21 protein-coding genes are annotated in these 25,333 nt (G+C 57.9%); 5 read left to right on the forward strand and 16 right to left on the reverse strand.

Annotated features, from left to right (window positions below):
• Positions 1–166 precede the first annotated feature (166 nt).
• The 4 genes from rpoE (at position 167) to GHO25_RS05670 (ending at position 3,945) form a co-directional block, all read left to right on the forward strand.
• Complete coding sequence (rpoE, locus tag GHO25_RS05655; protein WP_048367992.1) at positions 167–748, forward strand: RNA polymerase sigma factor RpoE; 582 nt, start codon at positions 167–169, stop codon at positions 746–748.
• A 31-nt stretch (positions 749–779) separates the two neighbouring features.
• Positions 780–1,370: a sigma-E factor negative regulatory protein gene (locus GHO25_RS05660; RefSeq protein ID WP_048367991.1), complete on the forward strand. Its 591-nt coding sequence runs from the start codon at positions 780–782 to the stop codon at positions 1,368–1,370.
• A gap of 8 nt (positions 1,371–1,378) precedes the next feature.
• Positions 1,379–2,347: a MucB/RseB C-terminal domain-containing protein gene (locus GHO25_RS05665; RefSeq protein WP_048367989.1), complete on the forward strand. Its 969-nt coding sequence runs from the start codon at positions 1,379–1,381 to the stop codon at positions 2,345–2,347.
• 182 nt (positions 2,348–2,529) lie between these two features.
• Complete coding sequence (locus tag GHO25_RS05670; protein ID WP_048367988.1) at positions 2,530–3,945, forward strand: DegQ family serine endoprotease; 1,416 nt, start codon at positions 2,530–2,532, stop codon at positions 3,943–3,945.
• Positions 3,946–4,070: 125 nt separating this feature from the next.
• Here the strand turns inward: GHO25_RS05670 and GHO25_RS05675 are convergent, their stop codons facing one another.
• From GHO25_RS05675 to arcD (GHO25_RS05730), 12 genes are all read right to left on the reverse strand, one after another.
• Positions 4,071–4,559, reverse strand: coding sequence for an RDD family protein (locus tag GHO25_RS05675; RefSeq protein WP_153390113.1), 489 nt, complete (start codon positions 4,557–4,559; stop codon positions 4,071–4,073).
• A gap of 94 nt (positions 4,560–4,653) precedes the next feature.
• Positions 4,654–4,866 (reverse strand): cold-shock protein, encoded by a 213-nt coding sequence (locus GHO25_RS05680; RefSeq protein WP_007977299.1) that lies wholly within the window; start codon positions 4,864–4,866, stop codon positions 4,654–4,656.
• A 436-nt stretch (positions 4,867–5,302) separates the two neighbouring features.
• A complete protein-coding gene (gcvT, locus tag GHO25_RS05685; RefSeq protein ID WP_153390114.1) occupies positions 5,303–6,427 on the reverse strand; it encodes a glycine cleavage system aminomethyltransferase GcvT in 1,125 nt (374 codons plus the stop codon).
• A gap of 17 nt (positions 6,428–6,444) precedes the next feature.
• Positions 6,445–7,821, reverse strand: a complete 1,377-nt coding sequence (locus GHO25_RS05690; RefSeq protein WP_153390115.1) for an L-serine ammonia-lyase — start codon at positions 7,819–7,821, stop codon at positions 6,445–6,447.
• A 118-nt stretch (positions 7,822–7,939) separates the two neighbouring features.
• Entirely contained in the window at positions 7,940–10,798 is a 2,859-nt protein-coding gene (gene gcvP, locus GHO25_RS05695; protein ID WP_153390116.1) for an aminomethyl-transferring glycine dehydrogenase, read from the reverse strand.
• Between the two features lie 10 nt (positions 10,799–10,808).
• Positions 10,809–11,192 carry a glycine cleavage system protein GcvH gene (gcvH, locus tag GHO25_RS05700; RefSeq protein WP_048367977.1) on the reverse strand — a complete coding sequence of 128 codons (384 nt, stop codon included), beginning with the start codon at positions 11,190–11,192 and terminating at the stop codon, positions 10,809–10,811.
• A 296-nt stretch (positions 11,193–11,488) separates the two neighbouring features.
• Complete coding sequence (locus GHO25_RS05705) at positions 11,489–12,997, reverse strand: sigma-54-dependent transcriptional regulator (RefSeq protein ID WP_048385459.1); 1,509 nt, start codon at positions 12,995–12,997, stop codon at positions 11,489–11,491.
• A gap of 158 nt (positions 12,998–13,155) precedes the next feature.
• Entirely contained in the window at positions 13,156–13,515 is a 360-nt protein-coding gene (locus GHO25_RS05710; protein WP_048367973.1) for a DUF5064 family protein, read from the reverse strand.
• Between the two features lie 57 nt (positions 13,516–13,572).
• Positions 13,573–14,502 (reverse strand): carbamate kinase, encoded by a 930-nt coding sequence (arcC, locus tag GHO25_RS05715; RefSeq protein ID WP_048385455.1) that lies wholly within the window; start codon positions 14,500–14,502, stop codon positions 13,573–13,575.
• A gap of 165 nt (positions 14,503–14,667) precedes the next feature.
• On the reverse strand, positions 14,668–15,678 hold the full coding sequence (locus GHO25_RS05720) for an ornithine carbamoyltransferase (RefSeq protein ID WP_123749764.1): 1,011 nt from the start codon (positions 15,676–15,678) through the stop codon (positions 14,668–14,670).
• A gap of 75 nt (positions 15,679–15,753) precedes the next feature.
• Positions 15,754–17,010: an arginine deiminase gene (gene arcA, locus GHO25_RS05725; RefSeq protein ID WP_048385453.1), complete on the reverse strand. Its 1,257-nt coding sequence runs from the start codon at positions 17,008–17,010 to the stop codon at positions 15,754–15,756.
• 34 nt (positions 17,011–17,044) lie between these two features.
• Positions 17,045–18,472, reverse strand: coding sequence for an arginine-ornithine antiporter (gene arcD, locus GHO25_RS05730; RefSeq protein ID WP_048367967.1), 1,428 nt, complete (start codon positions 18,470–18,472; stop codon positions 17,045–17,047).
• A gap of 449 nt (positions 18,473–18,921) precedes the next feature.
• Between arcD (GHO25_RS05730) and arcD (GHO25_RS05735) the strand changes: the two genes are divergently transcribed.
• Positions 18,922–20,349: an arginine-ornithine antiporter gene (gene arcD / locus GHO25_RS05735; protein WP_153390117.1), complete on the forward strand. Its 1,428-nt coding sequence runs from the start codon at positions 18,922–18,924 to the stop codon at positions 20,347–20,349.
• A gap of 94 nt (positions 20,350–20,443) precedes the next feature.
• Here the strand turns inward: arcD (GHO25_RS05735) and GHO25_RS05740 are convergent, their stop codons facing one another.
• The 4 genes from GHO25_RS05740 to GHO25_RS05755 all read right to left on the reverse strand — a co-directional run bounded on the left by GHO25_RS05740 (position 20,444) and on the right by GHO25_RS05755 (position 25,326).
• Positions 20,444–20,848 carry a YbaN family protein gene (locus GHO25_RS05740; RefSeq protein WP_048368458.1) on the reverse strand — a complete coding sequence of 135 codons (405 nt, stop codon included), beginning with the start codon at positions 20,846–20,848 and terminating at the stop codon, positions 20,444–20,446.
• 58 nt (positions 20,849–20,906) lie between these two features.
• Positions 20,907–21,515, reverse strand: a complete 609-nt coding sequence (locus tag GHO25_RS05745) for a biliverdin-producing heme oxygenase (protein ID WP_048367964.1) — start codon at positions 21,513–21,515, stop codon at positions 20,907–20,909.
• Positions 21,516–21,627: 112 nt separating this feature from the next.
• Positions 21,628–24,225, reverse strand: a complete 2,598-nt coding sequence (locus GHO25_RS05750) for a TonB-dependent receptor (protein ID WP_153329577.1) — start codon at positions 24,223–24,225, stop codon at positions 21,628–21,630.
• Positions 24,226–24,357: 132 nt separating this feature from the next.
• Entirely contained in the window at positions 24,358–25,326 is a 969-nt protein-coding gene (locus tag GHO25_RS05755) for a FecR domain-containing protein (RefSeq protein WP_048385447.1), read from the reverse strand.
• Positions 25,327–25,333: the final 7 nt, after the last annotated feature.

A 25,333-nucleotide genomic window follows, 5' to 3' on the forward strand; every position in this document is an offset into this window, starting at 1 on the left:
ATTGACGCAGCCGGCCAGGCCCGAGCTGCGTTTTCGTGCGTGCCAAATCCGAGTGCGCAGGAAACTTGCCAGGGGGGAGAGAACTTTTGCGAAAAGCCCGAGTCTATGTTTGCAAGCCTGATCAATTAGCAAAACACTCTTCCTCCCGGTCTTATGAGGAGTATTCATGCTAACCCAGGAAGAGGATCAGCAGCTGGTCGAGCGCGTGCAGCGCGGCGACAAGCGTGCATTTGATCTGCTAGTGCTGAAATACCAGCACAAAATTCTCGGGTTGATCGTGCGTTTTGTGCACGACACCCATGAAGCCCAGGACGTGGCACAAGAAGCCTTTATCAAGGCTTACCGTGCACTTGGCAATTTTCGCGGAGACAGCGCCTTTTATACGTGGCTGTACCGCATCGCCATTAACACGGCGAAAAACTATCTGGTGTCACGCGGTCGTCGTCCACCCGATAGCGATGTGAGTTCTGAAGATGCTGAATTTTATGATGGTGATCACGGTCTGAAAGATCTGGAATCGCCGGAGCGTTCTTTGCTTCGCGATGAGATCGAAGGCACGGTTCACCGCACCATTCAGCTACTGCCAGAAGATTTACGTACGGCATTAACTTTACGTGAGTTTGATGGTCTGAGTTACGAAGATATTGCGAGCGTCATGCAATGTCCGGTGGGTACCGTACGATCCCGGATATTCCGTGCTCGGGAAGCCATCGATAAAGCCCTGCAGCCGTTGTTGCAGGAAAACTGAGACAGCGGCGACAGCCAAGAGAGGAACCGCCATGAGTCGTGAAGCCCTGCAGGAATCGCTGTCCGCAGTGATGGATAACGAAGCGGACGAACTGGAATTACGTCGGGTATTGAATGCCTTTGACGATGCACAAACACGTGCCACCTGGAATCGCTATCAGGTTGCCCGTGCTGTGATGCACAAAGATCTGCTGATCCCTCGCCTGGACATCGCATCTGCAGTATCGGCCGCACTGGCCGAAGAACAAACACCCGCCAAAGCCAAGCGCAGTCACTGGCAAAGCATTGGCCGCCTGGCAGTTGCTGCCTCGGTGACGGTGGCTGTTCTGGCGGGTGTCAGACTGTACAACCAGGATGACATCGTGGGCGCCCAACTGGCCCAGCAAGGCAATCAGCCGAGCCTGAGTGCGCCGACAGTTAAAGGCCCGGCGGTACTGGCCAACTACAGTGAGAGCTCTGATCAGGGCACCGGGCCAATGGCCAATGGTGTACTGCAAGGCCAGGCTGGTTGGCAGAATCAGCGTTTGCCGGGCTATTTGCGCCAGCACGCTGAACAAGCGGCCATGAAAGGAACTGAAAGCCCTCTGCCTTACGCACGAGCTGCAAGCCTGGAAAACCGTTAAGGGCCATCATGCGCGTCCTACCTCTGTTACCGCTTCTGCTCAGTGGTTTTTTTGTTGTACCTGCTCATGCCGATGACGCCCAAGACTGGCTAAAACGCTTAGGCGCGGCTGAGCAGCAGCAAAGCTATCAAGGCACGTTTGTTTACGAGCGCAATGGGAGTTTTTCGACCCATCGCATCTGGCACCGCGTGCAAGACGGCAAAGTGCGTGAACGACTGGTGCAGCTTGATGGTGCACCTTATGAGGTGGTTCGTGCCGATGGGCGCACCGAGTGCGTCACTGGCAAACTGATCAACGGCCTTGCAGATGTCGCCGACACCACCGCGCGACAGCTGGATTTGCAACGCCTTGAAAACTGGTATGCCGTGACTCGCGCGGGTGATTCGCGGGTAGCCGGTCGCCCTGTGGCGGTCATTGTGTTAACCCCGCGTGACCAGCATCGCTATGGCGTTGAACTGTACCTGGACCGTGAAACCGGCTTGCCTTTGAAGTCATTGCTGGTCAATGACAAAGGGCAGTTGCTGGAACGTTTTCAGTTCACCCACCTTGAAACGACGCCGCCCAACGACAGCCAGCTCACCCCCGGTGACCGTTGTCAGGCCGTGGCCACCTCTCAAGCGGCTGCACCTGTGAGCAAACCTGTGCACAGCTGGCATTCCGACTGGTTGCCGCCAGGGTTTGAACTCTTGAGCAGCAACGTGCGTCGTGATCCCAAAACCAAAACAGAAGTCACCAGCCTCATGTATGACGACGGCTTGACGCGTTTCTCGGTGTTCCTCGAACCCCTGAAAGGCGACGCTGTGCCCGACATGCGCCTGCAGCTGGGTCCGACTGTTGCGGTCTCAAGGCACCTCTCGACCCCTGACGCAGAGATCCTCGCAACCGTGGTGGGCGAGATCCCGATGGGCACCGCAGAGCGTATTGCACTCTCGATGCGGGCAGGGCAGGCCGAACCCTCGACGACGGTCAAACCTTGATGGAACACTGAAATGAGCGGTGAACATTTCAAATTGTTTTTTTCATTTTTTTTACAAAGGTCAGTGCCTAATGGGCTCTGACCTTGTTTGTTTCTGGTCCGCCCAAAAACCGGTCTATGCTGGCTTAAGTTTTTGGGACTCATTGCACAACCCTGCTGGCTATTAACGGGAGCTGTAAACCAATGCCTCGATTGAAGTCTTACTTACCCATTTTTGCTGCCGTGCTGATGCTCGGCCAGGCAGTGCCCGCGCTGGCTGAAGCGCAGTTGCCCGACTTCACGCAGTTGGTCGAGCAGGCATCACCCGCCGTCGTCAACATCAGTACGACGCAAAAGCTGCCGGACCGCAAAGTCTCGAACATGCCAGACCTCGAAGGCTTGCCGCCGGGATTGCGTGATTTCTTTGAACGCGGCATGCCGCCAGGCATGGGCGGTGGCCAAGGTGGGCGTCAGCGCGAAGCTCAATCGCTGGGATCGGGTTTTATCATCTCCCCGGACGGCTACATCCTGACCAACAACCACGTAGTGGCTGACGCTGACGAAATCATCGTGCGTCTGTCTGACCGCAGCGAAATGAAAGCCAAGCTGGTCGGTACCGACCCGCGTTCCGATGTGGCCCTGCTGAAAATTGATGGCAAAAACCTGCCGGTGCTGAAGTTGGGCAAGTCTCAGGACCTCAAGGCCGGTCAATGGGTGGTAGCGATCGGCTCGCCGTTCGGCTTTGACCACACCGTCACCCAAGGCATCATCAGCGCCATCGGCCGCAGCCTGCCGAATGAAAGTTATGTGCCGTTCATCCAGACTGACGTGCCAATCAACCCGGGTAACTCCGGTGGCCCGCTGTTCAACCTGGCAGGTGAGGTGGTCGGCATCAACTCACAGATCTACACCCGTTCCGGTGGCTTTATGGGCGTGTCGTTCGCGATCCCTATCGATGTGGCCATGGACGTTTCCAACCAACTCAAAGCCGGCGGCAAGGTTAGCCGTGGCTGGTTGGGCGTGGTGATTCAAGAGGTCAATAAAGACCTGGCGGAATCCTTCGGTCTGGAAAAACCTGCCGGTGCGCTGGTTGCTCAAGTACTGGACAACGGCCCGGCTGCCAAAGGCGGTCTGCAAGTAGGTGACGTGATCCTGAGCATGAATGGCCAGCCGATCGTCATGTCGGCCGACCTGCCGCACCTGGTAGGCGCGCTGAAAGCCGGTAGCAAAGCCACCCTTGAAGTGGTGCGTGACGGCAAGCGCAAAACCCTGGACCTCACCGTGGGCGCTATCCCGGATGAAGGCAAGGAGATGGCTGGCCTGACCGGTGCTGAGCAAAGCAGCAACCGTCTGGGCGTCGCTGTCGCTGACTTGACCGACGAGCAGAAGAAAGCCAACGACATCAAAGGTGGCGTGATCATCAAAGACGTACAGGACGGTCCTGCGGCGTTGATTGGTCTGCAACCGGGTGACGTGATCACTCATCTGAACAATCAGGCGATTACCGATGCCAAGCAATTCACTGAAATTGCCAAGGCATTGCCAAAAAATCGTTCGGTCTCGATGCGTGTACTGCGTCAGGGCCGCGCCAGCTTCATTACCTTCAAGCTGGCAGAGTAACCAACCCTTGTAGTCGCTGCCGAAGGCTGCGAAGGGTGCGCAGCAACCCGTTTCTCCAGTAAACGGCAGTCACCACACAAACACAGCAAAAATAAAAAGCCCGTATCGCGAGATACGGGCTTTTTTTATTTCTTCTGTTTAGGGATGCGAACCAGTTGGCTGTCGGAGTACATGTCGTGCCAGGTGCGCTTGCGTTTATCGAACACAGACCAGATAAACCCCAGCCCTAAACACAGCCACGAACCAATCGACACCATAAAGCGCAACAGCGCTTGCCACAGGCTGATCGCCGATCCATCGGCGTTTTGCACGCGCACGCCCCACACTTGCATGCCCAGGGTTTGGCCGCTGTGGGTCCAGAACTTGGCAAAGAACGCGAACAGGACAAACAACAAAATGGTCGAGAGCAACGGGTCGCCATCCAGCGCCCCGGCTTCGGTCAGCTCGCGCATTTTGGCTTCACCGATAAAGCTCATCATGATCAGCTTGTAGATAAACGTGGTCACGATCAGCAGGGCCGTACACAGCAAAAAGTCATAGAACATGGCTGCCAGACGGCGCCCCAGGCCAGCGGCGGGGAAATCGCCTTGGGGGCTAAGTGGTGGTTTCGACATGGCAGGCTCTCGTGAAGGAAAAACCCATCTTACGAAATTGCGCCCATAAAAAAGCCTCTGATGTCAGCATCAGAGGCTTTTGTGGAACAGAAGCTTAGGCTTCGGCTTGAACTTCGTCAGCCTGCATGCCTTTTTGGCCCTGAACAGCGATGAAGGTCACTTTCTGGCCTTCTTTCAAGCTTTTGAAACCGTTGCCTTGAATGGCACGGAAGTGTACGAACAGATCCGGACCGCTTTCCGGAGTGATGAAACCAAAACCTTTCTCGTCGTTAAACCACTTGACGGTACCGCTCTGACGTTGAGACATTTCTTAATTCCTTGACGCTAACAATTAATGGCAGCCTCCTTACGTTGAAAGAGGACTGGTGCTGGGTTGCAGGAAAGTAAGAGACGCAGAACGGGTTGTAGCAAACATAGAGCTACTGCCCAGGTCACGATTCCAGCGACCCATGCAAACACAGTGGTCAAACTCTACGAAAACAGGATTAAAAAAACAAGCCCCTTAAATACCCCCCTTTATAACCTCATGTAGTTCACTTATAGCAACGCATTTAAAAGATCAAAAGATCGCGAGCAAGCTCGCTCCTACAGTGGGGTGTGGGTAGCGTTAAAGAGAGTGTGTTCATAGAGGTGTTCAATTGTTTTCATGTTTAAAGTGCTTTTTTCACTATCGAAACTTCGCACTGTTTTGTGGCAGTTGTATGGCACGCAAGTGTCATACAACTGTATAAAAAGCCCGGGGTTTAGCCCCGATAATAACGTTGCGCCACAAACGGCAGTTTAGACACTTTCATCGGCACACGTTTACCCCGAACAATCGCCCAGACCTCGGTGTCTATCGGGGTGAATGCACTGTCCAGATACGCCATGGCCAGCGGTGCGCCCAGGGTAGGGCCAAAGCCGCCGCTACACACTGTGCCGATGACGTTACCCTGTGCATCGACCACCTCGGCGCCTTCACGCACCGGTGTGCGTTCCTGGGGCAGCAGGCCGACCCTTTTTCGTGCAACCCCTTGTTGTTGCTGAGCAAAAATGGTGTCGGCACCTGGGAAGCCACCCGCACGCGGGCCGTCGGCACGACGCGCTTTAGAGATCGCCCACAACAGGCTGGCTTCAATTGGCGTGGTTTTTTCGTTCATGTCGTGGCCGTACAAGCACAGACCGGCTTCAAGGCGCAAAGAATCACGTGCGCCCAAACCAATGGCCTGAACCTCAGGTTCAGCCAACAGTGCGCGGGCGAGTTTTTCTGCGTGTGCTGTCGGTACCGAGATCTCAAAGCCGTCTTCACCGGTATAACCCGAGCGGCTGACGTAGCACGCCGCGCCCAGCAGCGTCACAGGCTCAAATTGCATAAAGGTCATTTTGGCCACGTCAGGTGTCAGGCGCTGCAACACCTTTACCGCTGCCGGGCCTTGCAGGGCCAGCAGGGCGCGCTCTTCAAACAGCGGCTGGATCTCGCAGTGGGCGCCCAGATGTTTGCGCAGGTGCGCCAGGTCCTGCGCCTTGCAGGCGGCGTTAACCACCAAAAACAACCGGTCATTGCCCAGATTGGCAACCATCAGGTCATCCAGAATGCCGCCTTGCTCGTTGGTGAACATGGCGTAACGCTGCATGCCCACCGGCAGGTCGATGATGTCGACGGGCACCAATGTTTCCAGGGCTTTGGCGGCACCGGCGCCGGTCAGCAAGATCTGCCCCATGTGCGAAACATCAAACAATCCGGCCTGTTCACGGGTGTGCTGGTGTTCTTTCATCACGCCCAGCGGGTATTGCACGGGCATGTCATAGCCGGCAAACGGCACCATGCGGGCGCCGAGTTCAAGGTGCAGTGCGTGCAGCGGGGTGATGAGCAAGTGTTCGGTGGACATTCGTGACTCCTTGAAAATCAGCACTCAATAATGTTGACAGCCAGACCGCCGCGGGCGGTCTCTTTGTATTTGCTTTTCATGTCGGCGCCGGTCTGGCGCATGGTGCGGATCACCTTGTCGAGCGAGACAAAGTGCTGGCCGTCGCCGCGCAACGCCATGCGCACGGCGTTGATAGCCTTGACCGAGCCCATGGCGTTGCGCTCGATACACGGCACTTGCACCAGCCCGCCAATCGGGTCGCAGGTCAGCCCCAGGTTGTGTTCCATGCCGATTTCGGCGGCGTTCTCGACTTGTTGCACGCTGCCGCCCAGCACTTCGCAGAGCGCGCCCGCGGCCATGGAGCAGGCCACACCGACTTCGCCCTGGCAGCCGACTTCGGCGCCCGAGATCGAGGCGTTTTCCTTGTACAAAATGCCGATGGCGGCAGCCGTCAGCAGAAACCGCACCACGCCGTCTTCGTTGGCACCGCCGATAAAGCGCATGTAGTAATGCAGCACGGCCGGGATAATCCCCGCAGCCCCATTGGTGGGCGCGGTGACCACACGCCCGCCATTGGCGTTTTCTTCGTTTACCGCCAGTGCATACAGATTGACCCAGTCGAGCACGGACAGCGCATCGCGCAGGGCGGCTTCCGGGTGGCCGCACAGTTGACGGTGCAGCGCGGCGGCCCGGCGTTTGACCTTTAAGCCACCGGGTAAAATGCCTTCATTGCGACAGCCCGCGCTGACGCAGTCCTGCATCACTTGCCAGATGTGCAGCAAGCCACTGCGGGTTTCGGCTTCCGGGCGCCAGGCGCTTTCGTTGGCCAGCATCACCTGGCTGATGGACAAGTGCTGCGTGGTGCAATGGTTCAGCAGCTCTTTGGCGGTTTTGAACGGGTACTTCAGTGGCGTGCTGTCTTCGACGATGCGGTCAGCGCCCGCAGCGTCTTCATCCACCACAAAGCCGCCGCCGACCGAGTAATACTCGCGGCTGCGAATCTGTATTCCGGCGGCGTCCAGGGCACGAAAAATCATGCCGTTGGGGTGAAAAGCCAAGGGTTTGCGAATCATCGCCAGGTGCAGTTTTTCGTTGAAATCGATGGCGTGTTCGCCGTTAAGGTTCAAACGCCCGCTGCTGCGAATCCGGGCCAGGCGTTCAGCCACGGTTTCGGTGTTGACGGTGTCCGGGAGTTCGCCTTCAAGCCCCAGCAACACGGCTTTGTCGCTGCCGTGACCTTTACCGGTGGCGCCGAGGGAACCATACAGCTCGACTTTCACGCAGGCCGTGCTCGGCAGCAAACCCTCGCGGGCCAAACCTTCGACAAAACGAGCGGCAGCCCGCATGGGGCCGACGGTGTGGGAACTGGAAGGGCCGATGCCAATTTTGAACAGGTCGAACACGTTTAACGACATAGGGTTCTCCGGTTTCTTATAGATGAATTGGCAAGCAAAACGTGTAGGAGCGAGCTCGTCTCGCGATCTTTTAAAAGATCAAAAGATCGCGAGGCAAGCTCGCTCCTACGGATCGGGATCAAGCCTCCTGATAGCTCTCGATCGACGGGCACGCGCAGACCAGGTTGCGGTCACCGAACACGTTGTCGACACGGCCTACCGGTGGCCAGTATTTGCCTTCGATCAACGACGCGACCGGGTACACCGCTTGTTCGCGGCTGTACGGGTGGGTCCACTCGCCAACGATTTCTGCGGCCGTGTGCGGGGCGTTTTTCAGCGGGTTGTCGTCTTTGTCGAGGCTGCCGTTTTCGACCGCGCGAATCTCCTCGCGGATGCGGATCATGGCTTCGCAGAAGCGATCCAGCTCTTGTTTGGATTCACTTTCAGTCGGCTCGATCATCAACGTGCCCGCCACCGGGAACGACATGGTCGGGGCGTGGAAGCCAAAGTCGATCAGGCGCTTGGCCACGTCATCAACGCTGATGCCGCTGGTTTCCTTGAGCGGGCGCAGGTCGAGGATGCATTCGTGCGCCACCAGGCCGTTGGCGCCCGAGTACAGCACCGGGTAATGCTCTTCGAGACGGCGGGCAATGTAGTTGGCGTTCAAAATGGCCAGCTGCGAGGCGCGTTTCAGGCCTTCGCCGCCCATCATGCGGATGTACATCCAGGTGATCGGCAGAATGCTGGCGCTGCCGAACGGAGCGGCACACACCGCGCCTTCCTTGCGCTCCAGGGCGCTGTGGCCCGGCAGGAACGGGATCAGGTGCGACTTGACGCCAATCGGGCCAACGCCCGGGCCGCCACCGCCGTGGGGGATGCAGAAGGTTTTGTGCAGGTTAAGGTGCGACACGTCGCCGCCAAACTTGCCCGGTGCGCACAGGCCGACCATTGCGTTCATGTTGGCGCCGTCGATGTACACCTGGCCGCCGTTGTCATGAATGATGCCGCAGATTTCGCGGATGCCTTCTTCGAACACGCCGTGGGTCGACGGGTAGGTGATCATCAACGCGGCAAGGTGATCGCGGTGTTCGATGGCCTTGGCGCGCAGGTCTTCAATGTCGACGTTGCCGCGCGCGTCACAGGCGGTCACCACCACGCGCATACCGGCCATGTGTGCGGTCGCCGGGTTGGTGCCGTGGGCCGAGGAGGGGATCAGGCAGATGTCGCGGCGCTCTTCGCCACGGCTCTGGTGGTAAGCACGAATGGCCAGCAAGCCTGCGTACTCACCTTGGGAGCCTGCGTTGGGTTGCAGCGACACGGCGTCGTAGCCGGTGGCCTCGCAGAGCATGAGTTCCAGCTCGCGGGTCAGTTGCTGATAGCCCTGGCTTTGCTCGGCAGGGGCAAACGGGTGCAGGTTGCCGAACTCGGCCCAGGTCACCGGGATCATTTCGCTGGCGGCGTTGAGCTTCATGGTGCACGAGCCCAGCGGGATCATGGTGCGGTCCAGCGCCAGGTCTTTGTCAGCCAGGCGGCGCAGATAACGCATCAGCTCGGTTTCGGAGTGATAACGGTTGAACACCGGGTGGCTCAGAATCGCCGACTGGCGCAGCAACGCCGCAGGCAGCGTGCCTGTTACCGATTGGGCCAGCGCGTCGAAGTCAGGCAGCGTCTGGCCATCGACTGCGAGCAAGGCCCACAGAGCAACGACGTCAGACTGGCTGCTGGTTTCGTCCAGCGACAGCCCAAGGCGTTCGTCATCGACCACACGCAGGTTGATGTGCCGGGCCTGAGCCTTGGCGTGCAGCGCGCTGGTGCGGTTGCCGGTGTGCAGGGTCAGGGTGTCGAAAAACTGGCTTTGTTCAACGTTCAGTCCCAGCCATTTCAGGCCCTGGGCAAGGATTGCAGTCAACTGATGAATGCGCCGGGCAATCTGGGTCAAGCCCTGAGGCCCGTGGTACACGGCGTACATGCTGGCGATGTTGGCCAGCAACACTTGAGCGGTACAGATGTTGCTGGTGGCCTTCTCGCGGCGGATATGTTGCTCGCGGGTTTGCATCGCCAGACGCAGCGCCGGTTTGCCGTGACGGTCTACTGACATGCCGACCAGACGCCCCGGCATGTCGCGCTTGAAGGCATCGCGGGTCGAAAAGTAAGCCGCGTGCGGGCCACCGAAGCCCAGTGGCACGCCAAAGCGCTGGGCGCTGCCGATGGCCACGTCGGCGCCGAACTCACCGGGCGGCGTCAGCAAGGTCAGCGCCAACAAGTCAGCCGCTACCGCCACCAACGCGTTAGCGGCGTGGAAGCGTTCAACCAGATCGCGATAATCAAACACATCGCCGTTGCTTGCCGGGTATTGCAGCAGGGCGCCGAAGAACGGCGACAGGTCGCTCAACTCACGCTCGTCCCCCACCACCACTTCAATGCCCAACGGCTCGGCACGGGTGCGCAGCACATCGAGGGTTTGCGGGTGGCAGTGGCGGGAGGCGAAAAAGCGCTCGCTGGTTTTGTTCTTGCTCAGGCGTTTGCAGAAGGTCATGGCTTCGGCGGCTGCGGTGGCTTCGTCGAGCAACGAAGCGTTGGCAATCGGCAGGCCGGTGAGGTCGCTGATCAACGTCTGGAAATTCAGCAAGGCTTCAAGACGACCCTGGGAGATTTCCGGCTGATACGGCGTGTAAGCGGTGTACCAGGCCGGATTTTCCAGCAGGTTGCGCAAGATCGGCGAAGGCGTGTGGCAGTTGTAATAGCCTTGGCCGATATAGGTTTTATGCAACTGGTTTTTCGCCGCGATGGCTTTGATCGATGCCAGGGCATCGGCTTCACTTTGGCCAGCGGGCAGGTTGAGTACGCTGGTGCCCTTGATACCTTCCGGGATGACGCTGGCGCTGAGCGCTTGCAGCGAGTCAAAGCCCAGCGTGGTGAGTATGGCCTGTTCGTCGGCCTGACGCGGGCCGATGTGGCGCGCGATGAATTCATTGGCAGTGCTGAGATTAATCGTCATGGCCGGCTCCTCAGTTGTCGTCTTGAGCTTTGATCAAGCGGTCGTAAGCGTCCTGCGTCAGCAGTTTGCCGAGCGCCTCGGGATCAGCCGGTTTAAAGCGAAAAAACCAGCCTTCACCCAGCGGATCCTCGTTGACCAGTTCCGGGCTGTCTTCGAGTTTAGCGTTCAGTTCGAGGACTTCACCGTCCAGTGGCATGTACACGCCGCTGGCGGCCTTGACCGACTCAACCGTGGCGGCTTCAGCGCCTTTGTCGTAAGCCTGCAACTCTGGCAACTGAACAAACACCACATCGCCCAGAGCGTTTTGCGCAAAAGCCGTAATGCCAACGGTCACGCTGCCATCGGCTTCGGCACGCAGCCATTCGTGGTCTTCAGTAAAACGCAATTCGCTCATCGAAACTCCTCAGGGCCAGACATGTCTGGTGGTCACAGGTGTAATGCTCGTGCAGGTCGAGCTAATTGCCATGATCACTGCAAGATGGTTGCCAGTTTATAAAAAGGCTTATTTATCAGTGGCTTAGGTTGGTTTCGCAGATGACTGACTCATCACGCTGTAGCGAAATCGCTACAGTGCTGGCGCAATTAAAAAATCCAAGTGGATCAAAGCCTTGGGTTACTGAGGATTGGCGTGCCTGTATCGAAATCGTTCCGCTGGAATGAATTCAATACGGAACATGTGGCTTTTCTGGATTAATTTTTACCCGGGATGCCGTACTTGCGCAGGCGGTGCGCAATGGCGGTGTGCGAGGTTTGCAGGCGGCTGGCCAATTGGCGAGTTGAGGGGTAGCTGACGTAGAGTTTTTCCAGCAGGGCTTTTTCGAACGTTTCGACCGCCAGCTCCAGGGTTTCTATCTCGCCATCGCTTTGCCGGGCCACCGAAGTGCCTGCGATGTCGAGGTCACCGATATCCACCAGCGTGCTTTCACAGATCGCGGCCGCGCGGAAAATCACGTTCTGCAATTGCCGTACATTGCCCGGCCAGCGATTGCCCAGCAACGCCGGATAAGTGCCGGGTGCCAGGCGGCACACCGGGCGCTGGATCTGCGTGCAAGCCTGCTGCATAAAGGCGCGTGCCAGCAGCAAAATATCCTGGCCGCGCTCGCGCAGCGGCGGCACCTCAAGGTTCAGCACGTTCAGGCGATAGAACAGATCTTCGCGAAACGTCCCTTCATTGACCATTTTTTCGAGGTTACGGTGGGTCGCGCTGAGGATCCGCACGTTGACCTTGACCTCACGCTCGCCGCCCACCCGACGAAAGCTGCCGTCATTCAAAAAACGCAGCAGCTTGGCTTGCAAGTAGGGCGACATTTCAGCGATTTCATCGAGAAACACCGTGCCGTGGTTGGCCAACTCCATCAGCCCCGGTTTGCCGCCGCGCTGGGCGCCAGTGAAGGCGCCGGGGGCATAGCCGAACAGCTCGCTTTCGGCCAGGTTTTCCGGGAGCGCCGCGCAGTTCAAAGCCAAAAACGGCGCTGCAAAACGGGTGCTGATCGCATGACAGGCGCGGGCCACGAGTTCTTTGCCGGTGCCGGTTTCGCCCTGAATCAGCAAGGGCGCATCCAGCGCCGCCACGCGCTGGGCACGGGCCTTCAGGGTGCGGATCGCCGGGGAGTCACCGAGTAGCGCGTCAAAGCCTTCTGCGTGGTCGTGATGTAGGGCGGCCAGCCGCTCACCAATACGGCTGGGCTGGTACAGCGTGAGCAAGGCACCGGCGTCGGTAATCGGCGTGGCGTCGAGCATCAGCGGCTGGCCGTTGAGCGTCACTTCGCGCAACGGCAGGCGAAAGCCGTTTTCCAGCAACACATTGAGCAGGCCGGGATCGCTAAACAGCTCGCCGATGCTTTCACCGGTAGGGTCACGGCCGTACAGCGTGACCAGCGCCGGGTTGGCCAGCAGCACGTGGCCACCGCTGTCCAGCGCCAGTACCGGGTCGGTCATGGCGGCGAGCAGGGCGTCGAGTTGCAAGTGGCGGCGTTGGCCGGGAAGGATATCGACCACCCGCACCGACTGCACGCCGTTGACCCGAAACAGCGCTTCGCGCAGCTCGTCGAGTACTTGCGGGCTGAGGGTCGGGGCGTCGATGTAGACGTTGGGCGGCACCATCTCCACGGCATCCAGGTTGAGATTACGCCCGCCGAGCAACGCCAGAACTTCCTGGGTGATGCCGACACGGTCGATAAAACTGACATGGATACGCATGGGAACGAGAAAACTTAAGCCAGGGGATGGCCAGTATGCCTTGGCGGGGAGGATTGGTGAAATGTGAGCCGCACATCGGCTCTGCAGGAGCGAGCTTGTCTCGCGATCTTTTGATCGTTTAAAAGATCGCGAGACAAGCTCGCTCCTACAGGAGGGGGTTATTCCAGATGCTCGGGTTTTACCGGGTCGCCCAATTCGTGGCCAAGTTGTTTTCTGACGTCCTCGAACATCTCGTCGTATTCTTTGTGCATCGACCAAATAGTCGCACTCTTTGGCATGCCGTTTTTCACGGCAATCTTGAAGCCTACCCGGGCAAAGTCGAACGCCATGTCCTTGGGCAGCGTGAACGATTCCTTGAAATCCTTGCCATTGATCTGGCCGTGCATGTCGAACTGCATCGACTTGCCTTCTTTGGGGTCCTGAACGACCTGGTAATCGATTGTGATGTCATAACCAAAGTCGCCCGGCTGCAGCGGTGCGCGACGGATATGCAGGTGACCGGGGTCGAACGAGGCCATAGAGCTGCTCCTTGAGGCTAAGTAATCAAGGGCAGACCGCCAGGTCTGCCCTTGGGTTCAAAAGTAGGTAATACCCGATTTCTCGGTGCTCACTCGAGTACCTGCCTTACCTTGAACGATTGCTTCAATGTCTGCCAGTGCGCCGATAACAGCAGTCTTGCCAGTCTTGCGGGCAAATTCGCAGGCCGCTTCGACTTTCGGGCCCATGGAACCGGCGGCAAAGCCGAGTTTTTCCAGTTCGTCCGGGTGCGCGTGAGCAATGCCTTTCTGGTCAGGTTTGCCCCAGTTGATAAAGGCGGCATTGACGTCTGTGGCGATCACCAGCAGGTCACTGTTGAGTTGTTGGGCCAACAGGGAAGAGGCCAGGTCTTTATCGATCACCGCCTCAATGCCCTTGAGGTTGCCATCTTCGCCGTACATGGTCGGAATACCGCCACCGCCCGCGCAGATCACCACGGTGCCTTTTTCCAGCAGCCATTTGATCGGGCGGATTTCAAAAATGTGTTTAGGTTTGGGGCTTGGCACCACGCGGCGGAACTTGTCGCCGTCCGGGGCAATGTCCCAGCCCTTTTCAGCGGCCAGGCGCTTGGCGTCAGCTTCGCTGTACACCGGGCCGATCGGCTTGGTCGGGTTCTGGAAGGCCGGGTCTTTGGGGTCGACTTCTACCTGGGTCAGCAAGGTGGCGAAAGGCACGTCTTTGGGCAGCAGGTTGCCCAGTTCTTGCTCGATCATGTAACCGATCATGCCTTCGGTTTCAGCCCCGAGTACGTCCAGCGGGTAGGGCGCGACGTCAGTGTAGGCAGCGGCTTGCAGCGACAGCAGGCCCACTTGCGGGCCGTTACCGTGCGCCACCACCAGTTCATTGCCAGGGGCGACGCGGGCGATTTGGGCGGTGGCCGTACGGATGTTTTCGCGTTGGTTGTCAGCGGTCATGGGCTGACCGCGACGAAGAAGGGCGTTACCGCCCAGTGCAACGACGATACGCATAGAAAATGTCCTTATTTAAAGGGGAGGGTAAGCGACGCTGTGGTGTGGGAGCGGGCTTGCTCGCGATGCTGACGACGCGGTCTGTCTCTGAACGCGCGCTGAATCCATCGCGAGCAAGCCCGCTCCCACAGAAGGCCGGTGTGCACAGGCCAACCGAACCAGGGCTTAGATATCAGCCAGCGCCGCCACCAGAATGGCCTTGATGGTGTGCATGCGGTTTTCAGCCTGTTCAAAGGCAATGTTGACCGGCGACTCGAACACTTCTTCGGTCACTTCAATGCCGTTTTTCAGGTTCGGGTGATGCTCTGCCACGTCCTTGCCGACTTTGGTTTCGCTGTTATGGAACGCTGGCAGGCAGTGCATGAACTTCACGCGCGGGTTTTCTGCCGCCTTGATGATGTCGGTGTTGACCTGGTAAGGCAGCAGCAGCTTGATGCGTTCGTTCCAGGTTTCAACCGGCTCGCCCATCGATACCCACACGTCGGTGTGGATGAAGTCCACGCCTTTGACCGCTGCTTTCGGGTCTTCGGTCAGGGTGATTTTGGCACCGCTTTCCTTGGCGAATTCCTGGCACTGTTTGACGAAAGCTTCTTCTGGCCACAGGCTTTTTGGTGCGGCGATGCGCACGTCCATGCCCAGTTTGGCGCCGATCAGCAGCAGCGAGTTACCCATGTTGTTGCGCGCATCGCCCAGGTAGGCGTAGCTGATGTTGTGCAGCGGCTTGTCGCTGTGTTCGCGCATGGTCAGCACGTCAGCGATCATTTGCGTCGGGTGGAACTCAGCGGTCAGGCCGTTGAACACCGGTACGCCTGCGTACTTGGCCAGCTCTTCGACAACCACTTGCTCAAAGCCACGGTATTCAATGGCGTCAAACATGCGACCGAGAACGCGAGCGGTGTCTTTCATGCTTTCTTTGTGGCCGATTTGCGAAGAAACCGGGTCGATGTAAGTCACGTGCGCGCCCTGGTCGTGGGCCGCGACTTCGAACGCGCAACGGGTGCGGGTCGAGGTTTTTTCAAAAATCAGCGCGATGTTCTTGCCTTTCAAGTGCGGCTCTTCAGTACCGGTGTACTTGGCGCGCTTGAGGTCACGGGACAGATCCAGCAAGAAGTGCAGCTCACGAGGGGTGTGATGAACCAAGCTCAGCAAGCTGCGGTTTTTCATGTTAAACGCCATGGGGATCTCCTGGGTTTCTGGTTAACCGGCTTGCGCCGCCCCTTGTGGGGTCAGCGCAAGCAATCAATGGGTGACTTAGTAATCGATTGGGTCGCGTACGATCGGGCAGGTCATGCAGTGACCGCCGCCACGGCCGCGTCCCAGTTCAGAGGCGCTGATGGTGATCACTTCAACACCGGCCTTGCGCAGCAGGGTGTTGGTGTACGTGTTGCGGTCGTAGCCGATGACCACGCCCGGCTCCAGAGCCACGACGTTGTTGCCGTCATCCCACTGCTCGCGTTCGGCGGCGAAGCTATTACCGCCGGTTTCGACAACGCGCAGGGCTTTCAGGCCCAAGGCCTTGGCGACCACATCGAGGAAGCTGGCTTCTTCACGGCGAACGTCAATGCCACCGGCTTTGCTTTCATCCGGGTACAGGGAGAAGGCGACAATCTGATTGACCACTTCCGGGAAGATGGTCACCAGGTCGTGATCGCAGAAGCTGAACACGGTGTCCAGGTGCATCGCCGCCCGAGACTTGGGCAGCCCGGCAACAATCACACGCTCAACCGCTTTGTTCTTGAACAGGTTCTGTGCCAGTTGGCCGATGGCCTGGCGTGACGAGCGCTCGCCCATGCCGATCAGCACCACGCCCTTGCCGATTGGCATGACGTCGCCGCCTTCGAGGCTGGCATTGCCGTGGTCAACGGTCGGGTCGCCGTACCAGACCTTGAATTCAGCTTGGGTGAACTCAGGGTGGAACTTGTAAATTGCCGTGGTCAGCAGGGTTTCCTGACGGCGGGCTGGCCAGTACATCGGGTTCAGCGTTACGCCACCGTAGATCCAGCAGGTGGTGTCACGGGTGAACTGAGTGTTGGGCAGGGGCGGCAGGATAAAGCTGGTGTGGCCCAGAAAGTCACGGAACATCTGGATGGTTTTGCCACCGAAGCTATTGGGCAGGTCGTCAGCAGAGACACCGCCAATCAGGTACTCGGCAATGTGGCGCGGCTCAAGGCTCTTGAGCCAGGCTTTGACTTCATTGACCAGGCCTACGCCCACTTGATTTGGTGTGACCTTGTGGTCAAGGATCCAGTCCAGCGCTTCTGGAATGGCAACAATATCGGTCAGCAGGTTGTGCATCTCCAGCACATCAATCCCGCGATCGCGCATTTTGGTGACGAAATCGAAGTGGTCACGCTTGGCCTGGTTGACCCAGAGAACGTCATCAAACAACAGCTCGTCGCAGTTGCTCGGGGTCAGACGCTGGTGAGCCAGGCCTGGGGAACACACCATAACCTTATGCAGCTTGCCGGCTTCGGAATGCACGCCGTACTTCACTTTTTCCGTGGTCATTACAGTCATCCTCCAAAGTACATAAAACAGGGTATTACAGGGTTAGAAAGCCGTCGTAGAGGCCATACGCTGCCACCAGGGCACCGATAATCACTGCTGCAAAAATCACTTTCTCGATGTTGGTAAACACTTGTTGGCCGCTTTCGCGTTTGGCCTTGGCGAACAAGATGGCGCCAGGTGCATACAGCAGGGCCGAGAGCAGCAGGTACTTCAGACCACCGGCATAGATCAGCCAGATCGCGTAGATCAGTGCGACAGAACCGATGATCAGGTCTTTTTTGCGTTCAGCCAGGGCGTTCTCGTAAGTCTCGCCGCGCACCGCCAGCAGCAGGCCGTAGGCCGCCGACCAGAGGTAAGGCACGAGGATCATCGAGGTCGCCAGATAGATCAGCGACAGGTAGGTGCTTTCCGAGAACAGGGTGATGATCAGGAAGATCTGCACCATCACGTTGGTCAGCCACAGGGCGTTGACCGGTACGTGGTTGGCGTTTTCCTTCTTCAGGAACGCCGGCATGGTGTGGTCTTTGGCGGCCGAGAACATGATCTCTGCACACAGCAACACCCACGACAGCAGGGCACCCAGCAAGGACACGATCAAGCCGACGCTGATCAGCACCGCACCCCAGTGGCCGACCACGTGTTCAAGCACGGCCGCCATCGAAGGGTTTTGCAGTTTTGCCAGTTCTGGCTGAGTCATGATGCCCAGCGACAGCACGTTCACCAGCACCAGCAAGAGCAGCACGGTGATAAAACCGATCACGGTGGCGCGACCGACGTCTGAGCGTTTTTCGGCACGGGACGAGAAGATGCTCGCGCCTTCGATACCGATGAACACCCACACGGTGACCAGCATCATGTTGCGCACCTGGTCCATCACGCTGCCCAGCGACGGGTTTTTCAGGCCCCAGATGTCACTGGTGAAGATGTCCAGTTTGAACGCGAACAGTGCAATCAGAATGAATAGAATCAGCGGCACGACCTTGGCGACGGTGGTCACCAAGTTGATGAACGCTGCTTCCTTGATGCCGCGCAAGACCAGAAAGTGCACAGCCCAGAGCAGGATTGACGCGCCGACGATGGCGGCGACCGTGTTGCCTTCACCGAAGATCGGGAAGAAGTAACCGAGTGTGCTGAACAGCAGCACGAAGTAACCCACGTTGCCCAGCCAGGCACTGATCCAGTACCCCCAGGCAGACGAAAAGCCCATGTAATCGCCAAACCCGGCTTTGGCGTAGGCGTACACGCCGCCGTCCAGGTCGGGTTTTCGATTGGCCAGGGTCTGGAACACAAATGCGAGGGTCAGCATGCCCACGGCGGTGATTGCCCAGCCGATTAAAATCGCCCCGACATCCGCACTTGCTGCCATGTTTTGCGGCAGCGAAAAGATCCCGCCGCCAATCATTGAACCGACTACCAGAGCAACCAATGCACCTAGTCGAAGTTTTCCAGGAGTGTCAGACATTTAGAGTGACTCCAATCCATGTGAAGTGATGTCTCAGAGGTTATTGCGTTGTTTGCTTACCCTGTTGACTTAGGTCAGGTCATGACTACATTCCATTGTCAGTAGAGCGGGGAGGTCGCTATTGCGCATTTTTATGACGCGCGCTGGAAACCCGGCTCCAGAGGGCTTTCAGGTAATACAGCGGCTTTAATTGATTCGTCGTGGGGAATGAAGCTAGACACTATTTGAGAATTTGCAAATGTGGGCCGGATGTTTCATTTAACGGCCTGTGAAATGAAAACGTCATCTGCATCTGCGCTGGTTTTTGGTCTTTAATAGAAAATCTTGCTGTTAAAAAAATCAGGCTTATAGCGCAACTTTATTAAACGTGTGGGTCGAACATTTATTTACTCGCAAGTGTCTGTCGCTAGATCAGCAGCATTAATAAAACACCCAACAAAGAGGTAGCGATGTCTCAGCAGACCCAGAAGCTTCGGCTCAATGCCTTGATTGCGTTAGTGGTCGGGTCGATGATTGGCGGCGGTATTTTTTCATTGCCACAAAATATTGCCGAACGAGCCGCTGGCGCTGCGGTATTGATTGGTTGGGCAATCACGGCGGTGGGCATGCTGGCGCTGGCCTTTGTGTTCCAGACCCTTGCCAATCGCAAGCCAGAGCTGGATTCGGGGGTGTACGCCTACGCCAAGGCCGGGTTTGGCGACTACATGGGCTTCTCGTCGGCCTGGGGCTACTGGATCAGTGCCTGGATGGGCAACGTGGGTTACTTCGTGTTGCTGTTCAGCACCTTGGGTTTTTTCGTCCCCGCGTTTGGCCAAGGCAATACGCCCATTGCCATTGGCTGTGCATCGCTGTTGCTGTGGGGCGTGCATTTTTTGGTGATGCGCGGCATCAAAGAGGCCGCGTTTATCAACCAGCTCACCACCGTCGCGAAAATCGTACCGATCGTGATGTTTATCGTGCTGGCCGGCGTGGCGTTTAAAGCCGACATCTTCACCCGTGACCTGTGGGGCTCAGAAATGCCCAGCGTCGGCAGTGTGATGGACCAGGTGCGCAACATGATGCTGGTCACCGTGTTTGTGTTTATCGGCATCGAAGGCGCCAGTGTCTACTCGGGGCGCGCCGAAAAGCGTTCCGATGTGGGCAAGGCCACCGTCATCGGGTTTCTCGGCGTGCTGGCGTTGCTGGTGCTGGTGAACGTGCTGTCGATGGGCATCATGACTCAGCCCGAACTGGCGCAACTGCAAAACCCGTCCATGGCCGGGGTGCTCAAGCATGTGGTGGGGGATTGGGGGGCGATTCTGATCAGCATCGGCCTGGCGGTTTCATTGCTCGGGGCGCTGCTGTCATGGGCATTGTTGTGCGCCGAGATTTTGTACGCGACGTCCCGGGATAAAACCATGCCGGCGTTCCTGAAAAAGGAAAACGCCAACCATGTGCCGGTCAACGCCCTGTGGCTGACCAATATCATGATTCAGCTGTTTCTGGTCATCACGCTGGTGTCTGCGGGCACCTACACCACCCTGATCTACCTCGCTTCATCGATGATTTTGGTGCCGTACTTCTGGTCGGCGGCGTATTCGGTGTTGTTGTGTGTGCGCGGTGAAACCTACGCCAAGGCCAGTCGTAGCCGGGTCAAGGACCTGCTGATAGGGGCCATCGCTTTGATCTACGCGATGTGGTTGCTGTATGCGGCGGGGCCCAAATACTTGCTGTTGTCTGCGTTGCTCTATGCGCCGGGGATATTTCTGTTTGCCAAGGCCAAGCGTGAGCAAGGGCAGGCGTTGTTCAAGGGCATAGAGCCGCTGATATTCGCGGCAGTCGTGATTACCGCGCTGGGCGCGGCGTACGGGCTGTACAGCGGGGCGTTAACGCTCTAACCCCCAATAAAACTGTAGGAGCGAGCTTGCCTCGCGATCTTTTAAAAAATCAAAAAATCGCGAGGCAAGCTCGCTCCTACAGTTAGTCAGGCCGTTACTCGCTCGCCAGCGGCAAGCGTTCCGGGCGGGACCAGATCCACAGGTTGCCCATGCTCATGCCGGCAATGGCCAGGAACACCGGCCAGTCGTGATCAAGTACATAAAGCATCAACCCGGCACACAGCAGCATGCTGATGGTGGCGCTGACTTTGGCTTTGCGCTGGATGATTTTACCGTTGCGCCAATTGAACAAAATCGGGCCAAACAAACGGTGGTTTTCGAGCCAGGCACTCAGGCGAGGGGAGCTTTTGGTCGCAGCCCAGGCAGCGAGCAAAATAAATTCGGTGGTGGGTAAGCCTGGGATCACGATGGCGATCAGGCCGATGCCCAAGCTGACGTAGGCCAGCACGCCAAACAGGAAGCGGGCGATTTTGGATGAGGATTGAGTTGGGTGTGTCATAGGCTCAAGGCGCAGAAAAAGATACTCGGTCAGCGCTCGCTGACCGAGCAGATCCTGCTTAGGCCAGTTCTGGCTCAGCAGCGTAAGCATGTTCCAGCAATACGGTAAAACGTTCAAACGCGGCGACTGCACCTTTGTCCAGGTCGGCTTCTTCTTCGGCGCTCAGTTCCAGGCCGTCGAGGGTTTTAACGAAGCTCTTCCAGCCTTCAGCACGACCACCGGCCGGTTCGCCCAAGTGGCGCGCACCGAAAGTTTCGCTCAGTTCCAGTGCCACAGCACGCTTGATCAAAAACGCAGCGCCAAGCTTGGAGCCTTCCGACACAAAGATCCAGCCCAAGGCTTCAGCTTTGCTCGGAGCATTGACTGCGCCAGCGACTGGAGCAGGCACCTGGGTGTTCAGGTCAGCCAGGTCAGCCTTGGCTTGTTCTGCACGGCAACGCTCTGGCAGGTCCGGCACGATCTCTTTCAAGGCCGCGTCGGTGTACAGCGCTTGCAGCTCGGATTGGAACAGGTATTGAGCCACAACAAAACGGGCGAAGTTTTCGCGGGTGTCGAAAGGCTTGTGAGCTTTTACCAGCGCATCGAGCTTTTGATGCGGCTCGTTGGTGATCTGGTTCAGGCGTTGAGAACGCAAGGCTGGACGCTGTGCGGTATCAGGAGTGGTCATGCAAATATCCTTGAGAATGAGATGCGCTTTGTAACTAGACGATCAAGAAGACGCATCACAGTAAAAATTCCTCACTGCGTAGCCTGAAAAGACTACGCAGTGGATGTGTCTATCAGATGTCCCACACCAAATTGACCGAGAAGTTGCGACCTGGAGCGGTCAGGCGGTCCATGTTGGCGGGGTTGAGCACACCGGCTTCACCCACGCTGTCGTAGCCGCGCACGTCATCCCAGTTCCAGTATTTCTTGTCGGTCAGGTTGTACAGGCCGGCGTTGACGGTGACGTCCTTGGTGACTTTGTAGAAACCGGTGAGGTCCACTACGCCATAACCTGGCGACTTGAATTGCTTGCTGGTGCCGTCCGGGGCAAAGAAGCTGGTGTTATCCACCTGGTCCTTGCGCTTGACCAGTGTCCAGCTAACCAGAGCGCCGTAGGTTTCCTGGTCGTAGCCCAAGCCCATAACGGCTTTGAGCGGGTTGACGCTGTTGATCGGCTCGCCGTTGTCGTCGTTTTTGCCGTGGGCATAAGCCACCGAACCGCGGGTGTACAGACCTTTTGGTGCACCGAACGCATCCAGGTTCAACTGACCTTTAACCTCGGCACCCTTGATGGTGGCGTGTTTGATGTTGTTGCTCTGGAACGTGGTCTCGCTGTAGCCGGGGGTGATGGCGTCTTCGTTAATGAAGTCGCGGTATTTGTTGTAGAACACCGCTACATCGAATGAACCCGCATCAAACTTGCCACGCAGGCCAGTTTCGAAGCTTTTGCTTTTTTCCGGTTCCAGGTTCGGGTTGGCCGCTACTTTGTAACCGGCCGCCAGGTTTTCGAAGGTGCCGTACAGCGCTTTGGCCGTCGGCGTACGGAAACCTTCCGCGTACTGGCCGTACCAGGTGTATTGCTCAGTCAGGGCGTACGTCAGGCCGAATTTTGGCGATACGCGGTGCCAGATTTTCTTCTCGTCACTGACGTTGGCGCGTTCATCGGCCGGGATCGTGTTGAGAAACTCTTGGGTAATGTGCGGCGTCAGGCGCGTGTAGTCGTAACGCAAGCTCGGTGAGAACGTCCAGTCGTTCCAGCTGATCTGGTCTTGGGCGAACAGGCTGTAGGTGTTGATGGTCGGGTCCGGGAAGTCGCTGGACTTGACCAGATAATCTGACGGGCTGTCAGCGCCGATTGCCGTACAGCCGCGGCCTACTGCCAGGCACGTACCCGAGCCACTGCGCGAGCTGGTGACTTTCTGGTTTTTCAGGGTGGCGCCGTAGGTCAGCAAATGATCGGTTTCACCGATGCTAAAGGCCTTGTCTGCTTGTGCGTCGAGGACCCATTGCTTCTCTTGATACGTGGTGTCGCGAGAGCGCATGACATTGCGGGTGAACGGGAAATAATCTTCCAGCGTGGTCTCGTCGGTTTTGGCGATTTGGTAGTTCAAGCTGGTCTTGATGTGATCAGCAACCAGGCTGTCGACCGTCATGGTGTTGACCAGGCCGAAGCGTTCACGGCTCACCGTGTCGGTGCCGGTACGCGAGCGGTACATGCCCAATGGCTGGCCATTGGTGAACGGCCCGCCGACGGCGCTCTTCACATTGACGTCGTCGTGGTTTTTGTACTTCTCGTAGGTGAAGGCCAGACGGTCGTCATCGTTGTAGTTCCAGCCTGCCTTGGCCAGCACGCTGGTGGTTCTCACGTCTTCAGGGTTGGCCGCGGTACGGGCCAGGCCGTTGCCGCCACGGTCGCCGTACGATTCGGTGTCATGGCCATCGCGCTGGCTAAAGTGCAGCAAACCGTCGAAATCACCCGAGCGACCGGCCACGGTGCCCGACTTGAGCCAGCTGCGATCAGCCGAGCTGTAACCGGTTTTGAGGCGGGCGCCAACGTCCTGGCCCGGCTTGATGATGTCGTCCGGGTCCAGGGTGAAGTAGCTGACGGCACCGCCAATGGCGTTGCTGCCGTACAGCACGGACGCCGGGCCGCGGAGGATTTCTACGCTTTTGATGATTTCAGGGTCAACGTAGTTACGTTGGGTCTGGGCGTAAGGGCCGTTGAAGAACGAGTCCGGGATCTCAACGCCATCGATCTGGGTGAGGATCCGGTCGCCGTCGATGCCGCGAATGTTGTAGCCGGTGATGCCGCCGCGCTGACCGGCGCCGCCTACCGAAACACCCGGCTCATAACGAACCAGGTCTTTGATGGTGTTAACGTTTTCGCGGTCCAGGTCCAGGCGGTCATGAACGGTGACGGTGCTGGGTACGGCGCTGACGTCTTGTGCGTTACGCGTGGCACTGATGGTCACTTGCTGCAAGGCCAGGGTGCCGGAGGTCGCGCTGCGTTTTTCCAGCACGATGTTGTTAGTGCTCAGCTTGCGGTACGTCAGGTTGGTGCCGGTGAGCAGGCGCTCCAGGGCTTTTTCTGGGGTCAGGGAGCCACGTACGCCGGGCGATGCCACATCCTGTGCCAGTTCTGCTGGCAGGCCGACTTGCCATCCGGTCACGCTGCTGAAGTCATTCAACGCAGAGGCGAGTGGCTGCTGAGCGATCGCAAACTTATAACTGCCCACGGAGCGGCTGGCTGGCTGCGGATCGGTTGCGGCCAGGGCCGGTGCGGCCTGTACGCCAGCCATCAGCATGGCAACGGTCAACAACGACAATGTGCACTGGTGCAAGCCGCCAGTGCGAGCGTTGGAAGTGGACCGGCTGTTGAAACGTGTGGGCATTGATAGCGCTCCAGAAGTGACAAGTCTTGTAGTTGCGAAGCTGACTCAAAATGCGAATCAGTTGCATTGATCACAACGAGACGAATGACCTTGGGCTATCGAGTAAAAAAAGAGTCGATTAATCTAATTTTTTTAATTGAGGATGACCAGCGCCGGGTATTCCGAGAGGCGGCTGGAGGTGATGTGGGCCAGCGAGCGCACGATATCCAGTGGCTGATCGAGCCGGTAGTTGCCGGTGACGGCCACGTTGGCGAGTTTTTCGTTGTTGTTGACGATCCAGCCGGGGTAGTAGCGGCGCACTTCATCGAGCACTTTGCTCATCGGGCAGTTTTCAAACACCAATCGGCCTTGCACCCAGGCAAGGTCGGTTTGGGGGTTGAGGGTGGTGGGGCGGCCGAAGCCGTTCGGGCCAATGCTGACGCTGTTGCCCGCCGACAGGCGCATTTGTGTGCCGACACTGTTCACCCGCAAGTCCACATCACCGCGCTGCACCCGCACTTGCGCTTCGCCATTGAAGTAGCTCACTGCAAACGCGGTGTCACGCACGCTGACGCGCACCGGGCCGGCATCCAGCACCATGGGCAGTTCAAGATTGGCCGGGACTTCAAAAAAGGCTTCGCCCTGCAACAGCCGGGCGCGGGCCTGGGTATTCACCACTTTGCTGGAAAATGCCGAGTTGGTATTGAGCAGCACTTTGGAGCCGTCTTCGAGTTGCAGGCGCTGGCGCTCACCCACCACGGTCAGGTGGTCTGCCTGAAGGCGTAACGGCACGTTGGTATAGCTACCGACTGTCAGAACCAGCACCGCCGCCGCAGCCACGTGCTTCCAATGCCGGCTGATACGCCGCAGTACGCTGGGTTTGCGTCGGGTTTGCAGGGTTTGTGCAGCGTCTAGCACGGGTTGCCCGTTCCAGATGGCGTTGGCCTTGGCAAACGCCCTGGCGTGCGCCGGGTCGGCATTCAGCCACTGCTCAAACACGATTTTCTGTTCGTCGCTCGCACACTCAAGGGTGATCAGCCAATCCAGTGCCTGATCCATGGCGCTGTCTTGCAGCACCTCGTGCGCCGGGTCGGGCGCAGCAGATTTGTGAGTGTCCGTCACAGAGGTT

This window comes from Pseudomonas sp. FSL R10-1350, assembly GCF_009600525.1.
Taxonomy (GTDB): Bacteria; Pseudomonadota; Gammaproteobacteria; order Pseudomonadales; family Pseudomonadaceae; genus Aquipseudomonas; species Aquipseudomonas helleri.